At 62.1% G+C, this 15,430-nt stretch carries 15 protein-coding genes and 2 pseudogenes; 8 read left to right on the top strand and 9 right to left on the bottom strand.

The genetic code is table 11. The features are described 5' to 3' along the window. Positions 1 to 32 precede the first annotated feature (32 nt). From NXT3_RS10000 to NXT3_RS09980, 5 genes and pseudogenes are all read left to right on the top strand, one after another. Complete coding sequence (locus tag NXT3_RS10000) at positions 33 to 620, top strand: hypothetical protein (protein WP_097524837.1); 588 nt, start codon at positions 33 to 35, stop codon at positions 618 to 620. 76 nt (positions 621 to 696) lie between these two features. After that, positions 697 to 1,284: a protein-S-isoprenylcysteine O-methyltransferase gene (locus NXT3_RS09995; RefSeq protein ID WP_037425181.1), complete on the top strand. Its 588-nt coding sequence runs from the start codon at positions 697 to 699 to the stop codon at positions 1,282 to 1,284. A 10-nt stretch (positions 1,285 to 1,294) separates the two neighbouring features. Next, a complete protein-coding gene (locus NXT3_RS09990) occupies positions 1,295 to 2,077 on the top strand; it encodes a 2-oxo acid dehydrogenase subunit E2 (RefSeq protein ID WP_037425178.1) in 783 nt (260 codons plus the stop codon). Continuing rightward, a pseudogene (locus NXT3_RS09985) lies at positions 2,074 to 2,928 on the top strand (SDR family NAD(P)-dependent oxidoreductase); the annotation flags it as partial. The gene NXT3_RS09990 and the pseudogene NXT3_RS09985, both read left to right, overlap by 4 nt. A gap of 241 nt (positions 2,929 to 3,169) precedes the next feature. Further along, a complete protein-coding gene (locus NXT3_RS09980) occupies positions 3,170 to 3,583 on the top strand; it encodes a DUF4864 domain-containing protein (RefSeq protein WP_097525051.1) in 414 nt (137 codons plus the stop codon). 18 nt (positions 3,584 to 3,601) lie between these two features. Here the strand turns inward: NXT3_RS09980 and tgt are convergent, their stop codons facing one another. The 5 genes from tgt to coaD all read right to left on the bottom strand — a co-directional run bounded on the left by tgt (position 3,602) and on the right by coaD (position 7,515). Beyond that, positions 3,602 to 4,732 carry a tRNA guanosine(34) transglycosylase Tgt gene (gene tgt, locus NXT3_RS09975; RefSeq protein WP_097538305.1) on the bottom strand — a complete coding sequence of 377 codons (1,131 nt, stop codon included), beginning with the start codon at positions 4,730 to 4,732 and terminating at the stop codon, positions 3,602 to 3,604. Further along, complete coding sequence (gene queA / locus NXT3_RS09970; protein ID WP_104839977.1) at positions 4,729 to 5,814, bottom strand: tRNA preQ1(34) S-adenosylmethionine ribosyltransferase-isomerase QueA; 1,086 nt, start codon at positions 5,812 to 5,814, stop codon at positions 4,729 to 4,731. Before queA ends, tgt begins: the two co-directional genes overlap by 4 nt. Before the next feature lie 76 nt (positions 5,815 to 5,890). Beyond that, entirely contained in the window at positions 5,891 to 6,400 is a 510-nt protein-coding gene (locus NXT3_RS09965) for a peptidylprolyl isomerase (RefSeq protein ID WP_097524836.1), read from the bottom strand. A 23-nt stretch (positions 6,401 to 6,423) separates the two neighbouring features. Then, the gene (locus tag NXT3_RS09960; protein ID WP_097524835.1) at positions 6,424 to 6,996 is read right to left on the bottom strand and encodes a peptidylprolyl isomerase; all 573 of its coding nucleotides are present in this window, start codon (positions 6,994 to 6,996) and stop codon (positions 6,424 to 6,426) included. Between the two features lie 24 nt (positions 6,997 to 7,020). Then, the gene (gene coaD / locus NXT3_RS09955) at positions 7,021 to 7,515 is read right to left on the bottom strand and encodes a pantetheine-phosphate adenylyltransferase (protein WP_097538307.1); all 495 of its coding nucleotides are present in this window, start codon (positions 7,513 to 7,515) and stop codon (positions 7,021 to 7,023) included. A 226-nt stretch (positions 7,516 to 7,741) separates the two neighbouring features. Here coaD and NXT3_RS32925 point away from each other — a divergent pair, with 226 nt between their 5' ends. Next, complete coding sequence (locus NXT3_RS32925) at positions 7,742 to 7,873, top strand: hypothetical protein (RefSeq protein WP_037425134.1); 132 nt, start codon at positions 7,742 to 7,744, stop codon at positions 7,871 to 7,873. 186 nt (positions 7,874 to 8,059) lie between these two features. Here the strand turns inward: NXT3_RS32925 and NXT3_RS09950 are convergent, their stop codons facing one another. The 3 genes from NXT3_RS09950 to NXT3_RS09940 form a co-directional block, all read right to left on the bottom strand. Then, positions 8,060 to 9,460 (bottom strand): MATE family efflux transporter, encoded by a 1,401-nt coding sequence (locus NXT3_RS09950; protein WP_097524833.1) that lies wholly within the window; start codon positions 9,458 to 9,460, stop codon positions 8,060 to 8,062. Positions 9,461 to 9,595: 135 nt separating this feature from the next. Beyond that, the gene (locus NXT3_RS09945) at positions 9,596 to 10,897 is read right to left on the bottom strand and encodes a TCR/Tet family MFS transporter (protein WP_097524832.1); all 1,302 of its coding nucleotides are present in this window, start codon (positions 10,895 to 10,897) and stop codon (positions 9,596 to 9,598) included. A 160-nt stretch (positions 10,898 to 11,057) separates the two neighbouring features. Continuing rightward, on the bottom strand, positions 11,058 to 11,966 hold the full coding sequence (locus NXT3_RS09940) for a LysR family transcriptional regulator (protein WP_097524831.1): 909 nt from the start codon (positions 11,964 to 11,966) through the stop codon (positions 11,058 to 11,060). Between the two features lie 115 nt (positions 11,967 to 12,081). On the opposite strand from NXT3_RS09940, the gene NXT3_RS09935 reads away from it, so the two are divergent. Then, positions 12,082 to 13,074 carry an aldo/keto reductase gene (locus NXT3_RS09935; RefSeq protein ID WP_104839272.1) on the top strand — a complete coding sequence of 331 codons (993 nt, stop codon included), beginning with the start codon at positions 12,082 to 12,084 and terminating at the stop codon, positions 13,072 to 13,074. A 39-nt stretch (positions 13,075 to 13,113) separates the two neighbouring features. Here NXT3_RS09935 and ypfJ read toward each other — a convergent pair whose 3' ends face one another. Then, the gene (gene ypfJ / locus NXT3_RS09930) at positions 13,114 to 14,049 is read right to left on the bottom strand and encodes a KPN_02809 family neutral zinc metallopeptidase (RefSeq protein ID WP_097524829.1); all 936 of its coding nucleotides are present in this window, start codon (positions 14,047 to 14,049) and stop codon (positions 13,114 to 13,116) included. Between the two features lie 197 nt (positions 14,050 to 14,246). Here ypfJ and NXT3_RS09925 point away from each other — a divergent pair. After that, a pseudogene (locus tag NXT3_RS09925) lies at positions 14,247 to 15,274 on the top strand (zinc-dependent alcohol dehydrogenase family protein). Positions 15,275 to 15,430: the final 156 nt, after the last annotated feature.

Raw genomic sequence — 15,430 nt, 5'->3', positions numbered from 1 at the left:
AATAAAGTTCGGCGACAGAGCGAAGTGACGTGATGACATTTGCATCAAGCCGTTTTCTCCCTGTGATTCTGGTCGCATTCGCTGCAACGGCGTGCCAGACACAAGACAAGAAGCCACAACCCGCTTACGTGTCGACCAGCCAGGCCGGCGGGTCAGCCAAGCTCCTCTCTCAAACCCGAGAACAAGGGTATTTCATCGAATTCCGCTCACGCTATGCGCTGAGCTACGGCCATACCTACGCGGTCTTCGGCCGAACGAATGCCTCGGGAGCAATGATCAACCCCGAGGTGGCAGGTCTTGCTCCGGCGACGAACGACGCGGCGCCCTATGTTCTGGGACATTTTTTCCCCGTGCCGGCGGAGACCGGAGCGAGCGACGGCGACCTCGAAGAGGAATACAGGTCGGCAAGCTGGCGTATCATGCTGAGCGAGGCGGAATACAACAAGGTGGTCGCCTTCATACGAAAGCTGAAGGAAAAGTCGCGTGTCTGGCACGCGTCGGTTTATAACTGCAATGCCTTCGTGGCGGAGATTGCGCGGTCCATGGGGTATCAGACCCCGGGCATCTGGCTAAGGCCGCAAGAATTCATTACAAGGCTCCGTGAAATGAATGGCGGCTGACGCGGTCGGCTTGAGCCCTCCCCGCTCGCCATTGGCACAATTGAAAATCGCAAGAGCCTTGTAAGCTAGGGTGAGCATGTCGATCGCTACCATCGGCCAGACTATTTGGGTGCTTGGCATTGTCGCTTGGTACTTTATTCGCCGTCCCTACGAGCGCCGCGCGAAGCGCGTGGAGGTCGTCAGCAATCGTCGCTCCGGCTCGGAGACGATCGGGCTGTCTGCGGCGCTGCTCGGCCTCGGAATCCTTCCAGGGATCTATGTGGTGACGGGCATCCCCGAGGCGGCCGACTATCCGGCGAGCGCTTGGGCCGTGGCCGTTGGGACCATCGTCTTCGCCCTCGCCATGTGGGTATTTCGCAGGACGCACAAGGAACTCGGCCGCAACTGGTCCATCACACTGGAGATTCGCGACCGGCATGAGCTGATCAGCGGGGGGCCCTACGCGCTCGTGCGCCATCCGATGTACACTTCCTTCATGCTCATGGGCGTTGGACAGGCCTTTCTGCTGGCGAACTGGGTCATGGGTGTTGCCGGGTTAGTCGGCTTCGCGATCCTATTTATTCTGAGGGTGGACGAGGAGGAGCGCATGATGCTGGAGACATTCGGCCCGCAATACCGCGCCTATATGGAAAAGACCAAGCGAATCATCCCCTATCTCTACTAGAGGTGCCCTAATGCGAGGCCGAGCTCTCAAGCTTTCGGCGCCGCGGCGCCTCGTCGGCGATTTGATGCGCTTTTCGATTCGTGTGCCGAGGGTCACCGTGCAGCGGCAGATGAATCTCGGTCCGCTGTTGAAAGCCCGGACGGCACAGCAAAGCAGGCCTTCCTGGACGGTGCTGTTCCTAAAAGGATACGCGCTTCTCTCGCTTGAAACCCCCGAGCTGCGACGGGCTTATGTTAAGCTGCCGAGACCACAGCTCTACGAATATCCTGGTAGCATCGCGTCGGTCGCCCACGAGCGCGAGCTCGATGGCGAGCGGGCCGTGCTTCTCAGCCTGATCAAGAACCCGGAGCGTCGGCCGATCAGCGAAATCGCCGCCCTGATCGAGGCGGCACGGACACGTCCGGTCAGGGACGTCAAGGAGTTCCGGCGAGCCCTGAAGATCGCCAAGCTGCCGGCGCCGATTCGCTGGCTTCTCATGTGGTTGGGGCTCAATCTCGGCCGCCCCCGAGGCCGTCATTTCGGAACCTTCCAGTTGTCCGTCTATTCGGGGCTCGGGGCCGAGTCGCTCAATCCGCTGACGCCGCTCACGACGATTTTCAACTACGGCCAGATCGACGATCAGGGCATGGTGACCGTCCGCATCCACTACGATCACCGAGTCATGGATGGCGCCAATGTGGCGCGGGCGTTGGAGCGATTCGAAAAAATCCTGAATGGCGAAATCGCCGCCGAGCTGTCCGGTCAATCGGAATCCGCCGCCGTCGCGCGCGCTGCCGCCTCGGGTGCGGCATGACAGAGCAGATGGAGCTGCGACCGGCCGTCGTCGTGGTGGGCGGCTCGCGCGGAATTGGCAAGGCAATGGCAGGCGCTGCCGCGAGCGACGGCGCAACCGTCGTGCTGGTGGCGCGGTCGCCGGACGATCTGACGGCGGCGGTTGCCGACATCAAGAGCGGCGGCGAGGTGTTCACCGTCTCGTTGGATCTTTCGGGAAAGGACGCGGCGCACGAGCTTGAATCATTTCTCTCGGCCAATGGCCTCTACTGCGACGTCCTGGTCAACAGCGCCGGCTATGGCCTCCGCGGCAGCGCGACGGTGTTGCCCGCCGGTGATCAGCTCGGCATCGTCGATCTCAACATACGCGCGCTGACCGATCTTACCCTTCGCTTCCTGCCTGGCATGATGTCGCGCGGCCGCGGCGGCGTCATCAATCTCGGCTCGGTCGCGAGCTTCACGCCTGGCCCCTACATGGCTCTTTACTATGCCAGCAAGGGCTTCGTGCGGTCGTTCTCGGAGGCTCTTCACCAGGAACTGCGTCGCACAGGGGTCACGGTAACCTGCGTCGCGCCCGGACCGGTGTCGACCGAGTTCCTCGAGCGATCGGGCGCCAACCGTGCGGCACTATTCAAGGTCTTGCCCAAGGTCGATTCGCAATATGTCGCCGCCTGCGCCTGGCGCGGTTTCAGGTCCGGCCGTCGCCTCGTGATACCGGGTATCTCGGCGAAGCTCGCCATTCTGACCGCCGCGCTTCTTCCCTCCGGGCTATTGCTGCCCCTGATCAGCCGCCTGCAGCGCCGGAGCAATGATCCCTGCCCTTGCGGGTCCGGCAAGAAATACACCGCATGTCACGGCGCCCGTCACCGCAGCGCAGACCGGATAGCCGTCAAGCGGGATAAGGCCAGCGCGTCGCGCGCCGAGGCAGTACCCAGATCACGAAATAGTGACTTTCTCCCAAGCGAGTCGAAGTCTTCTAAATAACTGTTTGTAGAATCAGTATTTTCTGCCGATCTCTATTGGCCGAAACCACGCCCTCCGCCGAAGGTGGTTGCTTACAACAGAACCGCCGAGCATATGCTGTCAATGACGAAAGCCTAATGGAGGCTCCATGATGCGAGCAATCTCCGTCGCTCTCTGTCTGGTGCTCGCGCTCGGTGTGGGACGCACGTTGGCAGACCCTGTAGATAGAGCAAAATCGGTCATCCGCGCGCAGATCCAAGCTTTCATCGAGGACGACGCGGAAGCTGCCTATTCCTTTGCCTCCCCCGGAATCCGCGCGAAATTTCCGGATCAGGCGGTCTTTTTCGAGATGGTCAAGAAAAGCTATCAGCACCTCTATCGCCCGGGCAATTTCGCCTTCGGACGGTCGAAGCGTGTCGGCGACGAAGTGATCCAGGAAGTGCTTATCTCCGGAGCCGACGGCAAGGACTGGACGGCAATTTACGAGCTCGTGCCGCAACCGGACGGTAGTTACAAGATCAACGGTGTGATGATGGTGCAGACAGCGCCGGGTCCTGCGCTCTGAGCCTTCGGCGTCCCGAGGTCATACCGGCGGAAGGTCGCCGCGCTGCCAGCCTTCCTGGGTCTCTGCCATGAAATCAGCGTAACGCCCCTCCTCGATCGCCTTGCGGATCCCGGCCATCAGCTCCTGGTAATAGGCGAGATTGTTCCAGCTCAGAAGCATGCCGCCGAGCGATTCGTTCGAACGGATCAGATGGTGCAGGTAGGCGCGCGAATAGTCCCGCGTCGCCGGGCACGAGGATTGTTCATCGAGCGGCCGCAGGTCTTCGGCATGGCGCGCATTTCGCAGATTGATACGGCCGTAGCGCGTGAAGGCCAGTCCATGGCGTCCGGAGCGCGTCGGCATGACGCAGTCGAACATGTCGATCCCGTGCGCCACCGACTTCAGAATATCGTCCGGCGTTCCGACGCCCATCAGGTAGCGCGGTTTCTCCGCCGGCAGGATGGGACAAGTGACATCGAGCATCTCGAGCATCACCTCCTGCGGCTCGCCGACGGCAAGACCGCCGACCGCATAGCCCTTGAGATCAAGTCCCTTGAGCGCAAGGGCGGAACGTTCACGCAGTTTCGGAATGTCGCCGCCCTGCACGATTGCGAACATCGCCTTGCCCGGCTGGTCGCCAAAGGCGACTTTGCAGCGCTCCGCCCAGCGAATCGACATTTCCATGGCGCGCTCGATTTCGTCGGGCTCGGCCGGCAGCGCTACGCATTCGTCGAGCTGCATCTGTATGTCGCTGTCGAGCAGGCCCTGGATCTCGATCGAGCGTTCCGGCGACATGTGGTAAAGCGCGCCGTCGACATGGCTCTTGAAGGTGACGCCCTGCTCGTTGAGCTTGCGCAGGCTCGAGAGTGACATGACCTGGAAGCCGCCGCTATCCGTCAGGATCGGCCGTTCCCAGCGGATGAAATTGTGCAGGCCGCCGAGCCGCGCGACGCGTTCGGCGCCAGGACGCAGCATCAGATGATAGGTGTTGCCGAGGATGATGTCGGCGCCAAGTTCGCGCACCTGATCGAGATACATGGCCTTGACCGTGCCGACGGTTCCGACCGGCATGAAGGCCGGCGTGCGGATCGTGCCGCGCGGCATCGAAACCTCGCCTCGGCGCGCCTTGCCGTCAGTCGCAAGCAGTTTGAATTGAAACGTCTCGGTCATTGATCTTTCCGGAAGAGCAGGCTGGCATCGCCGTAGGAGTAGAAGCGGTAGCCGGCTGCGATCGCATGGACATAGGCGGCCCGCATCGTGTCCAAGCCGGCAAAGGCGGACACGAGCATGAACAAGGTCGATTTCGGCAGGTGGAAATTGGTCATCAGCATGTCGGCGGCGCGGAAGCGATAGCCCGGGGTGATGAAGATGCCCGTCGGCCCCGACCAGGGACGGATCTGTCCTTCCTCCGTGGCGGCGCTTTCGATCAGCCGGAGCGACGTCGTTCCGACGCAGACGATGCGTCCGCCGCGGGCCCGAACCGCATTAAGCCTTTCTGCGGTCGCAGCGGCCACATGGCCGATCTCCTCGTGCATCACATGATCGTCGGTGTCGCCGGCCTTGACCGGAAGGAAGGTTCCCGCCCCCACATGAAGGGTGACGAAGTGGCGCTCGATTCCTGCCTCGTCGAGCCTGGCAAACAGCCGATCGGTGAAGTGCAGGCCCGCCGTCGGCGCCGCGACGGCTCCTTCCTCACGGGCATAGACCGTCTGATAATCGGCACGGTCGCGTGCATCCTCGGGCCGCTTGGAAGCGATATAGGGCGGCAGCGGAATGTGCCCTACCGACATGATCGCCTCATCGAGCACCGGTCCGGAAAGGTCGAAACGAAGCGTGACCTCGCCCGCCTCGCCCTTTTCTTCAACCGTTGCATCGAGCGAGCCGAGCAGGCAGGCAGTGCCGCCGTGGCCGAAACCGATCCGGTCACCCGGCTTCAGCCGTCGCGCCGGCCGGGCAAAGGCCTTCCAGCGGTCGGGCCCGACGCGCATGTGCAACGTCAACGAGACCTGCGTGGCGACGTCCTCGCCGCGTTGGCGAATGCCCTCGAGCTGTGCCGGGATAACCTTCGTATCGTTGAAGACGAGCGCATCGCCGGGCCGCAGGAACGCGGGGAGATCGAGCACGCCGTGGTCGGAGAGAACCGGCTCCGCTTCGGGCCGCACGACAAGCATGCGCGCGCTGTCGCGCGGGCTTGCTGGCCTCAGCGCAATGGAAGTCTCCGGCAGGTCGAAATCGAACAGGTCTACGCGCATCTGAGTGTCGAACAAAAGCAAACCCGCCCCGGCGGGCTCGCGGCCAGACCGGGGCGGGTTCGTGCATTAGCGCAAATCAGGCGTCGGCGGCAACCCGCATCGAGACGATCGAGTCGGGATCGCGCACCGGCTCGCCCCGCTTGATCTGGTCGATGTTTTCCATGCCTTCGATCACCTGGCCCCAGACGGAATACTGCTTGTTGAGCCAGGGAGCATCGGTAAAGCAGATGAAGAACTGGGAGTTTGCCGAATTCGGCATCTGGCTGCGGGCCATCGAGCAAGTGCCGCGCACATGCGAGATATCGGAGAACTCGGCCTTGAGGTCCGGCTTGGAGGAGCCGCCCATGCCGGCGCGGGCCGGATTGAAGTGCTCGCCGCCGGTCTTGCCGTACTGGACGTCGCCGGTCTGCGCCATGAAGTCCTCGATCACGCGATGGAAGACGACGCCGTCATAGGCGCCCTCGCGCGATAATTCCTTAATGCGGGCGACATGGCCCGGAGCGACGTCCGGCAGAAGCTCGATCACCACCCTGCCCTTGGTGGTTTCCATGATGATCGTGTTTTCCGGATCCTTGATCTCGGCCATGGTCTTTCTCCTTCTGTCTGATCTTATTTGCCGACCTTGACGCTGATCATGCGGTCAGGGTCCGTGACGGCGCCGTTGTTGGCGTCGTCGCCAAGCTTGATCTTGTCGACATTCTCCATGCCTTCGACGACCTTGCCGACGACCGTGTACTGTCCGTTGAGGAAGTCGCCAGGAGCGAACATGATGAAGAACTGCGAGTTGGCGCTGTTCGGGTCCTGCGAGCGTGCCATGCCGACGGTACCACGCTCGAAGGGAACATCCGAGAACTCTGCTGGCAGGTCAGGCTTCGAAGAGCCACCGGTGCCGGCAAGCTGAGGCTGAAAGCCGTCTTTCATATCGCCATACTGCACGTCGCCGGTCTGGGCCATGAAACCCTTGATCACCCGGTGGAAGGCAACATTGTCATACTCGCCGGCGGCGGCCAGGTCCTTGATCTGCTGCACGTGCTTCGGCGCGATGTCCGGGCGCAGCTCGATGACGACCGGGCCGTCTTTGAGCTCGATCGTCACGATATTGTCGCTCGACTGCGCCTGGGCGCCTCCCGTGAAGGTGGCGAGCGCCAGAGCGCCTGCAAAAGCGAGTTGAAGGATTTTCATGCGTTCTCCTTGCGTGGTGAAAGCTCAGGCCTTGTGCTTCGCCTGCAGCGCCTGAAAGACCGCCCTGGGCACAAAGGCGCTGACGTCGCCACCCATGGCTGCGATCTGGCGGACCAATGTGGCCGTAATGGGCCGGGATGCGGTCCCTGCAGGCAGAAACAGGGTCTGAATATCCGGCGCCATTTGCCGATTCATCCCGGCCATCTGCATCTCATAGTCGAGATCGGTGCCGTCCCGCAATCCGCGCACAAGAAGGCTTGCCCCATGCTGGCGGGCCGCATCCACGACCAGATTGTCGAAGGAAACGACGGCGATGTCCCCTGCCCTTTCGGGGAGGAACTCGCTTAGCGACCGGCGGATCAAATCCGCACGCTCCTCGAACGAAAAGAGCGGCGCCTTCCCGGGATGAATGCCGATCGCGACGATCACTTTCGACGATACGTTGAGCGCTTGAACGAGCACGTCAAGATGACCGTTCGTCATCGGATCGAAGGAGCCGGGATAGAAAGCCGTGGTCATCGCGCCTGTTTCCGTTGGTGAAGCCTTTTGTCACGGACGGCGCCTGATCGCAAGGGCGGCGCGATCCGTCTCTCCCTGTTCCGCCGGAAACAGCGGCTATCGGAGAATGAATGCTAGATGAATGCGACGTTCAAGCAGGTTTCACACCGGAAGTTGTAGCGTGAAACAACAAGTGAACGGAACTTTTCAATAGGGCGCGCCGTTTAGCAGACGAAAGGAGACGGCCATGGGACTTGCACTGTTTTCGATGGCGATGTTTTTCGCGATGATTTTTGCGACGATCAATGCGCTTCGCAGCGAGGCCCGTGACCGCGTGACGGTATTGTCGGTAGCAACGGATGGGCTGAGGAGAAAATGACGGCGGCTGCATCGCAGATTGCGTCGCCGTCGCATTGAAATGAAATGCCTCCAGGAAACTTCTGCCAGGAAGTTTCACACCAAGCGGTCTTGTTTCTTCCCCTGATGAGGCCGCTCATTCCCAGCCGGACGGCATCCCCTGCCCGTCCGGCTATTCTTTTGCCGATCTCCATAGCGCCCGAGCAACTCAAGCTGCAGTTCGGGCGCGCAGCGACTGGATAAGGCGGAAGAAGCGCCAGTTGAGCAGCAAGGCGGCAGCCGCCAGCCCCAGCACGAAGCCGAACCACACCCCGACGCCGCCGAAGTTCAGCGGAAAGGCGAAAGCCCAGGCGCAGACGAAGCCGATCGGCCAATAGGAAATCATCGCCATGATCATCGGCACCGTCGTGTCCTTGAGGCCGCGCAGCATCCCGGCGGCGATCGCCTGGAGCCCGTCCACCAACTGGAAAGCCCCGGCGATGACGATCAGCGGACCGGCGAAGGCCAGCACCTCGGCGGCATCCGGCCGGCCGGTGTCGAGATAGAGCGTCGCAAGCTGATAGGGAAGCAGCGCGAAGATTGTGCTGCCGATGGCCGCGAACCCGGAGCCGAGGGCGAGCACGGCGACGGCGGCGCGCCGGACGCCGACAAGATCGCCGCTGCCATAGGCGAGGCCGACGCGCACGGTGCCCGCCTGGGCGAGGCCAAGCGGAATCATGAAGGCGATCGAGGCGAACTGAAGGGCGATGCCGTGCGCGGCAAGCTCGATGGTGCCGATCGTTCCCATGAGCAGAGAAGCGACGGTGAAGAGGCTCACTTCCGCAAGGATCGTCACCGAAATCGGAACGCCGAGATAGATGACTTCGCGGAAAGCCGGCCAGTCCGGTCTCCAGAAGCGCACGAACAGCTCGTAGCGATTGAGTTCAGGCTGCCCGCCTATGTAGCCGATCGTCAGCGCTGCTCCAAGCAGCGCCACGCCCAGCGCTGCAACCGCGGCACCAAAAATGCCGAGCGCCGGAAAGCCGAAATGGCCATAGATCAGCACATAACAGAGCACGGCGTTGAGAACCAAGGTCGCAAGCGTCACGTAAAGAATGATGCCGGCCCGCTCCAGCCCGGCGAGGAACGCCCGCAGCACCATGAAGATCAGGCTTGGAAAGATCGCCCATTGCGCGATGTGGAGATACTCCGCAGCGAGAGCCGAAACCTCCGGCTTCTGGCCGGCAAGAAGCAGGATCGGCTCGGCCATCCAGAGGATCGGCGCGGTGATGAGACCGTAGAGCAGGACCACCCATATGCCCATGCGCACGGAGCGGCGAACCGAGGTACGATCTCCCCGGCCCTGGGCCTGTGCGACCATCGGCACCACGGCATTTGCGAAGCCGCTGCCGAAGATGAAGACGGTGAAGAAGAACTGCGTCGCAAGGATGATCGCGGCCAGCTGAACCGCCCCGAGCCTGCCGACCATCAGCACGTCCGTGGTATTGATGGCAAGCTGCGCAAGCTGGGCACCGATGAAGGGAACGCCGAGGTAGATGCTGGCGCGAAAGTGGGTGCCCCATGAATTGTCGGTTTGCGCAGGCACAAATTCTCGGGTCGCGGTCAGCATGGACTAATCCTCGCTCTGCGGCGCAATGGAAAGGATCAAACTCTAGGAATAAGCCGAATTACAGCACCACCGGGACGCGCGCCAGCGACAAGGGCGTCGCTGCTTAATTTTTCATCGTTCTATCAAGAAAATTGATCAATCCGCAGGCGCTTCGGATCTCCTGGCGAACTGCCCCTGCGGAGTGTCTGTCGGACCCCGCGCTGCATTCTCGAACGCATCGCTCGGGACGGGCCGCACCCTCAACAGGAAGACGGACAGGCTTGCGACGATGAGGCATGCCGCCACCGCATAGGGCGCGCCGGAGAACGAATAGACCGTTTCCGGCCTGGTGAAGAGCGAGAATATCTGCGTGAAGAGAAGCGGACCGAGGATCGTAGTCATGCTCGATATGCTGGTGAGAGCGCCTTGCAGCTCGCCCTGCGCCGAGGGCGGCACATGGACGGAAGCGATGCTACGCAACGGCGGGTCGGCCAAACTCTCGAGCGCTGTCGCGACGATCACGGCATAGACCATCCAGCCCTGCCAGGCGGCCGCGTAGCCCGCCATGCCAAGCGCCGTAAAGGTGAGGCCGAGCGTTGCCGTCCTCCGCTCGCCTAGTTTCGCCACGACCGGCGGCAGGACGAGGGCCATGACGAGCGCTCCGCCGACGCCGAAAATGCCGAGCGATAGCCCGATCTGACCCTCGCTCCAGCCGTAGCGGTAGGACGAAACGAAGGACCAGACGGCCGGATAGACGGCATGGGCGAGCCAGTAGAGAAAGAAGACGAGACCTACCCAGCCAATTCCCGGATAGTTGCGCATCTGCTTCAGCGCGCCGAGCGGGTTGGCCCGGTGCCACTCGAAACGGCGCCGATTTGCCGGGTCGAGTGTTTCGGGAAGCAGGAACACGCCCACGGCGAAATTGACGAAGGACAACGCTGCCGCGCCATAAAAGGGAACGCGCGGGCCAAGTTCCCCGAGAAAGCCGCCGATGACCGGCCCGAGGGCGAAGCCGGTGCCGAAGGCGATACCGATCAGCCCGAAGTTCCTGGCGCGATTGGAATCGTCGCTGACGTCGGCGATGAAGGCGGAAGCGGTTCCGAAGCTCGCGCCGCTTATCCCGGCGAGGATTCGCCCGACGAAGAGCATCCAGTAGCTCGTTGCCACGGCGCAGATCAGGTTGTCGATCGCAAAGGTCAACACTGAGGCAAGCAGGACCGGCCGGCGTCCAAATCGATCGCTCAAATTGCCGATCAAGGGCGCGAAGAGGAACTGCATGCCGGAATAGACGAGCAGCAGCCAGCCGCCCTCGATGGCCGCCTCGCCGACGCTCGCCCCGGTCAGTTCCTGGAGATAGCTGGGCAGCACCGGCACGATGATGGCGATGCCCATGATGTCCAAAAGCAGGATCAGAAAGACGAGGAACAAGCCGCGTCGAACAAATATCTTGTCGAGCATCAAGCTCCTCCCCGCTGTCCGCCGAAACGGAGACAGAACATGAACGATCTCACCAAATAAGGTTTATCGCATCGCTTGCAGCGAAACAATCCAAGAACATTTCAAAGCTTCTTATCGGAATGATCACAGGAATGAATGGTAGTTCGTGTGTCGCGTGTATTCATTGCGACGGCTGCCGCTGCCGTGCTTTCAGAAAATCGACAAAGGCGCGTAGCGGCGCCGGCAAGTGCCGCCGGCCCGCGTAATAGAGGTATGGTCCGGGGAAGCTGGTCACCCAGTCTTCGAGGATCGGCACCAGCCGGCCAGTTCTCATTTCGGGCATCACCAACTCTTCGAAGGTCCGGATAATGCCGTGCCCGGCAACAGCGGCACTGATCTCGAGATCGATCGAATTGGCGAGGACGGTTGCCGGCGGTGACACGGTGATTGCCGCCTCATCCTCCCCGAACTCCCACGCCAGTGCAATGCCGTTTTGGAAACGGTGACGGATCGTGGCGTGGTCGAGAAGATCGCGCGGATGCTGCGGCACGCCATGCCGGGCCAGATAGGCCGGAGCGGCGGCCGTGACGTAGCGCTGCACACGCGGTCCGATCGGGATCGCGATCATGTCCTTCTCGAGACGTTCCTCGTAACGCACGCCCGCATCGAAACCAGCGGCCAGAACGTCGATGAAACCATCCTCGGCGGTCACCTCCAAGGCGATCGCCGGATGCGCCGCGAGAAAAGGACCGACAATCGGCGGCAGAATTTCGCGTGCAACGATCGTCGGCACATTGAGGCGTAGGGTCCCGGCCGGGTTGTCGCGTTCGCTCGCCACCTGTTCGAGCGCCCCGGCGATCTCGCCGAGCGCCGGCGCCAGCCGCTCCAAGAGGCGCCTACCCGCTTCGGTCACGGTGACACTGCGCGTGGTGCGGTTGAGCAGCCTGACGCCCAGCCTCGATTCGAGCCGCCGCAGGGCTTCGCTCAGAGCCGACGCCGATACGCCGCGCTTCTTCGCCGCAGTCCGAAAACTGCGTGCGTGCGCGACGGCCGCGAAGGCGTCGAGATCTGCTAAAGGAAGCTCATTCATTGTGCGAAAATCCGTACAAGCTGTGTTGTGAATGCTGGATTATCGCACAGAGCGATCCCGAGTAAACCTTGCAGCCGAAGGAAACAACCGCAAGGTTTCACCAAGGAGAAGTCAGATGCATATGGTTTCGCTAGGCAGGTCCGGACCCGACGTTTCGGCGATTGGTCTCGGATGCATGGGAATGTCTGGAATGTACGGTCCGACGGATCGCGCGGAAAGCATCGCGACAATTCATGCCGCTCTCGATGCCGGGGTCACCCTGCTCGACACCGGCGATTTCTACGGCATGGGCCATAACGAGATGCTGATCCGCGAGGCGCTCGCCGGCCGGGATCGCGATCAGGTGCAGCTGAGCGTCAAATTCGGCGCGCTGCGCGATGCGGCGGGCGGCTGGTCCGGCTATGACGGACGGCCGAAGGCGGTGCGGAATTTCCTGGCTTACAGCCTTCAGCGGCTGGGGGTCGATTATATCGATATCTACCGCCCCTCCCGCCTCGACCCGGAGGTTCCGATCGAAGAGACGATCGGTGCGATCGCGGATATGGTGAAGGCGGGCTATGTTCGACACATCGGCCTATCCGAAGTCGGAGCGGAGACGATCCGCCGCGCCGCCGCCGTCCACCCGATCAGCGATCTGCAGATCGAATATTCACTGATCTCCAGAGGGATCGAGGACCAGATTCTCCCAACCTGCCGCGACCTCGGCATCGGCATCACCGCCTATGGGGTGCTTTCGCGCGGCCTCATCAGCGGTCACTGGCGGAAGGATGCGGCCAGAACCGGCGACTTTCGGGCGATGAGCCCGCGGTTTCAGGACGGCAATGTCGATCAGAACCTAGCCTTGGTCGAAGCGCTGAGGCGCGTGGCGGCGGCCAAGGGAGCGTCTGTGGCGCAGATCGCCATCGCTTGGGTTGCCGCTCAGGGCGGCGATATCGTGCCGCTGGTCGGCGCCCGGCGGCGCGATCGCCTTTCCGAAGCGCTTGGCGCGCAGTCGGTTCCATTGAACGCCGACGATCTCGCCGCGATCGAGCGTGCAGTTCCGAGGGGCGCCGCCGCCGGCGCACGCTATCCCGAGGCGCAGCTCGTCCATATGGACAGCGAACGATGAGGGATCGCGGGAACCGGGCTTTGTCCGGATCCGAAGCGATCAAACCGAACCGGAGAAGGTATCGCAGTCGGACATCCTGCCGCTGTCGAAGCCGCGTCTGAACCACTTCATCCGCTGCTCCGAGGTTCCGTGGTTGAAACTCTCCGGCACGACATAGCCTTGCGTGCGTTTCTGCAGCGTGTCGTCACCGATCTGGGTCGCGGCGTTGAGAGCCTCTTCGAGGTCGCCGCGCTCCAGCATGCCTTTCTGTTCGGTGTACTTGCCCCAGATTCCGGCAAAGCAATCCGCCTGCAGTTCGACGCGGATCGACATCTGGTTCGCCTCGGCCTCGCTCATGCGCTGACGCATCTGATTGAATTTCGGAAGGACGCCGAGCAGGTTCTGGACGTGATGGCCGACCTCGTGCGCCAGCACGTAGGCTTGCGCGAAGTCGCCGGCTGCATCGAACTTCTGCGCCAGTTCCTCGAAGAAGGTCATGTCCAGATAGACCTTGCGGTCCCCGGGGCAATAGAATGGCCCCGAGGCAGCGGAGGCAAAACCGCAGGCCGACTGGACGGCGCCGCTGAAAAGCACCAGCTTCGGCTCCTCGTATTGTTCGCCGCCAGCCTGGAAGATGCCGTTCCAGGTGTCCTCCGTCTCCGCCAACACCGTCGCCATGAAGGCCTTCATCTCCTCTTCTTCCGCCGAGCCGCGCGGCGCCTGAGAACCATCGCTCTGCTCGAAGCCCGGCATGTTCACCGGGCCGCCTTCGATGACCTGGAGCATGTCGATGCCCATGGCTTTGAGGACGAAATAGAGAATGACCAGGAAGATGATCGTTCCGAAGCTCAGGCCGCCGCCGGCGCGGCGCATGCCGCCGCCCGTCGGAATGCGAAACCCGCCGCCGCGGCCGAAGGGGCCGCCTCCAAGGCCGCCGGGGCCCGCGCCCCGCTGATCCTCGACGTTGCTGGACTGGCGGCGGCCCTTCCATTCCATGATCTTTCCTCCGGAGACGTCGCCACTTGGCGCGTTGAACATTTATATGCCTGCGCTGCAATTCCTGTAAAACGCAATCGCTGCAGGGCGGTTTCATCCGCCGGTCTTTTTCTCTGCAACTTGCGGGTTCGATTTTCCGGCAGATTGACGACCTGGCGCTTTCGCGTTCCTATGGTGCGGTGGTCGGAGGAGCATGCATGAAAGCGGTGCGTCTGGAAGCGATCGGCAAAATCTCCGTTCGGCACGTCGAGGTGCCCGAACCCGGGCCTGACGATCTGCTCGTCAAAGTGGAAGCCTGCGGCATTTGCGGGACCGACCGGCATCTCCTTCATGGGGAGTTTCCGTCGACGCCTCCGGTCACCCTCGGTCACGAATTCTGCGGCATCGTCGTGAGGGCCGGAACTCCGTTTACGGGATCAAACCGGGAGCGAGAATCACCGGCGACCCCAATATTTCCTGCGGCCGCTGCCCACAATGCCAAGCTGGCAGAGTAAATCTCTGCCTCAATCTGCGCGCCATCGGCATTCACCGCGATGGCGGTTTCGCCGAGTACGTGCTGGTCCCGCAGAAACAGGCCTTCGAAATTCCGCTTAGCCTCGATGCGGTGCACGGAGCGTTCTGTGAACCCCTCGCCTGCTGTCTGCACGGCATAGACAACGCCGGTATCCGTGCCGGGTCCTCGGTGGCGGTTCTCGGGGGCGGCGTTATTGGTCTATTGACCGTTCAACTTGCAAGGCTGGCGGGTGCGACGACGGTCATTCTCTCGACGCGGCAGGCATCGAAGCGCGGCTTGGCGGAGGAGGTCGGGGCGACGGCAACGGTCGATCCCACCGCCGGCGACGTGATCGAGGCGATCTCTGGGCCGCACGGACTCGTTCCTGGAGGAGTCGATGTCGTGATCGAATGCGCCGGCGTGGCAGAAACCGTGATGCAGTCGACACGCCTGGCGAAGGCGGGCGGGACGGTCGTCATTCTCGGCGTGCTGCCGCGGGGCGAGAAGGTGGAGATCGAGCCTTTCGACATTCTCTTCCGCGAGCTGCGCCTGCAAGGGTCCTTCATCAATCCCTTTGTGCACCGCCGGGCAGCCGACCTCGTGGCCACGGGCGCAATTGACGTCGACCGGCTGATTTCCCGGCGCGTGACCCTCGACGAGGCCCCCGTCATCATTGCTAACAAAGCGCTCCCAGGAGAAGTAAAAGTGCTGGTGATCCCGTCTTCTGAATAGGCTGCGGATGTCGGCGAAACTGGGATGGTAAATGGGGGCATTGGTTGAGCGCGCAAATATCTGCGCCTAATTGTCGATTCCGGAATTTTCGGGGTTCCGCTGGCAGGGACATTTGCCTATAAGCCGCTTCTAGCCTGAAAAGACCATTCATTGCGC

Source organism: Sinorhizobium fredii, assembly GCF_002944405.1.
GTDB lineage: Bacteria > Pseudomonadota > Alphaproteobacteria > Rhizobiales > Rhizobiaceae > Sinorhizobium > Sinorhizobium fredii_C.
The sequence above is the reverse complement of the archived record's forward strand: the minus strand, read 5'-3'. Positions and strand labels throughout refer to the sequence as shown.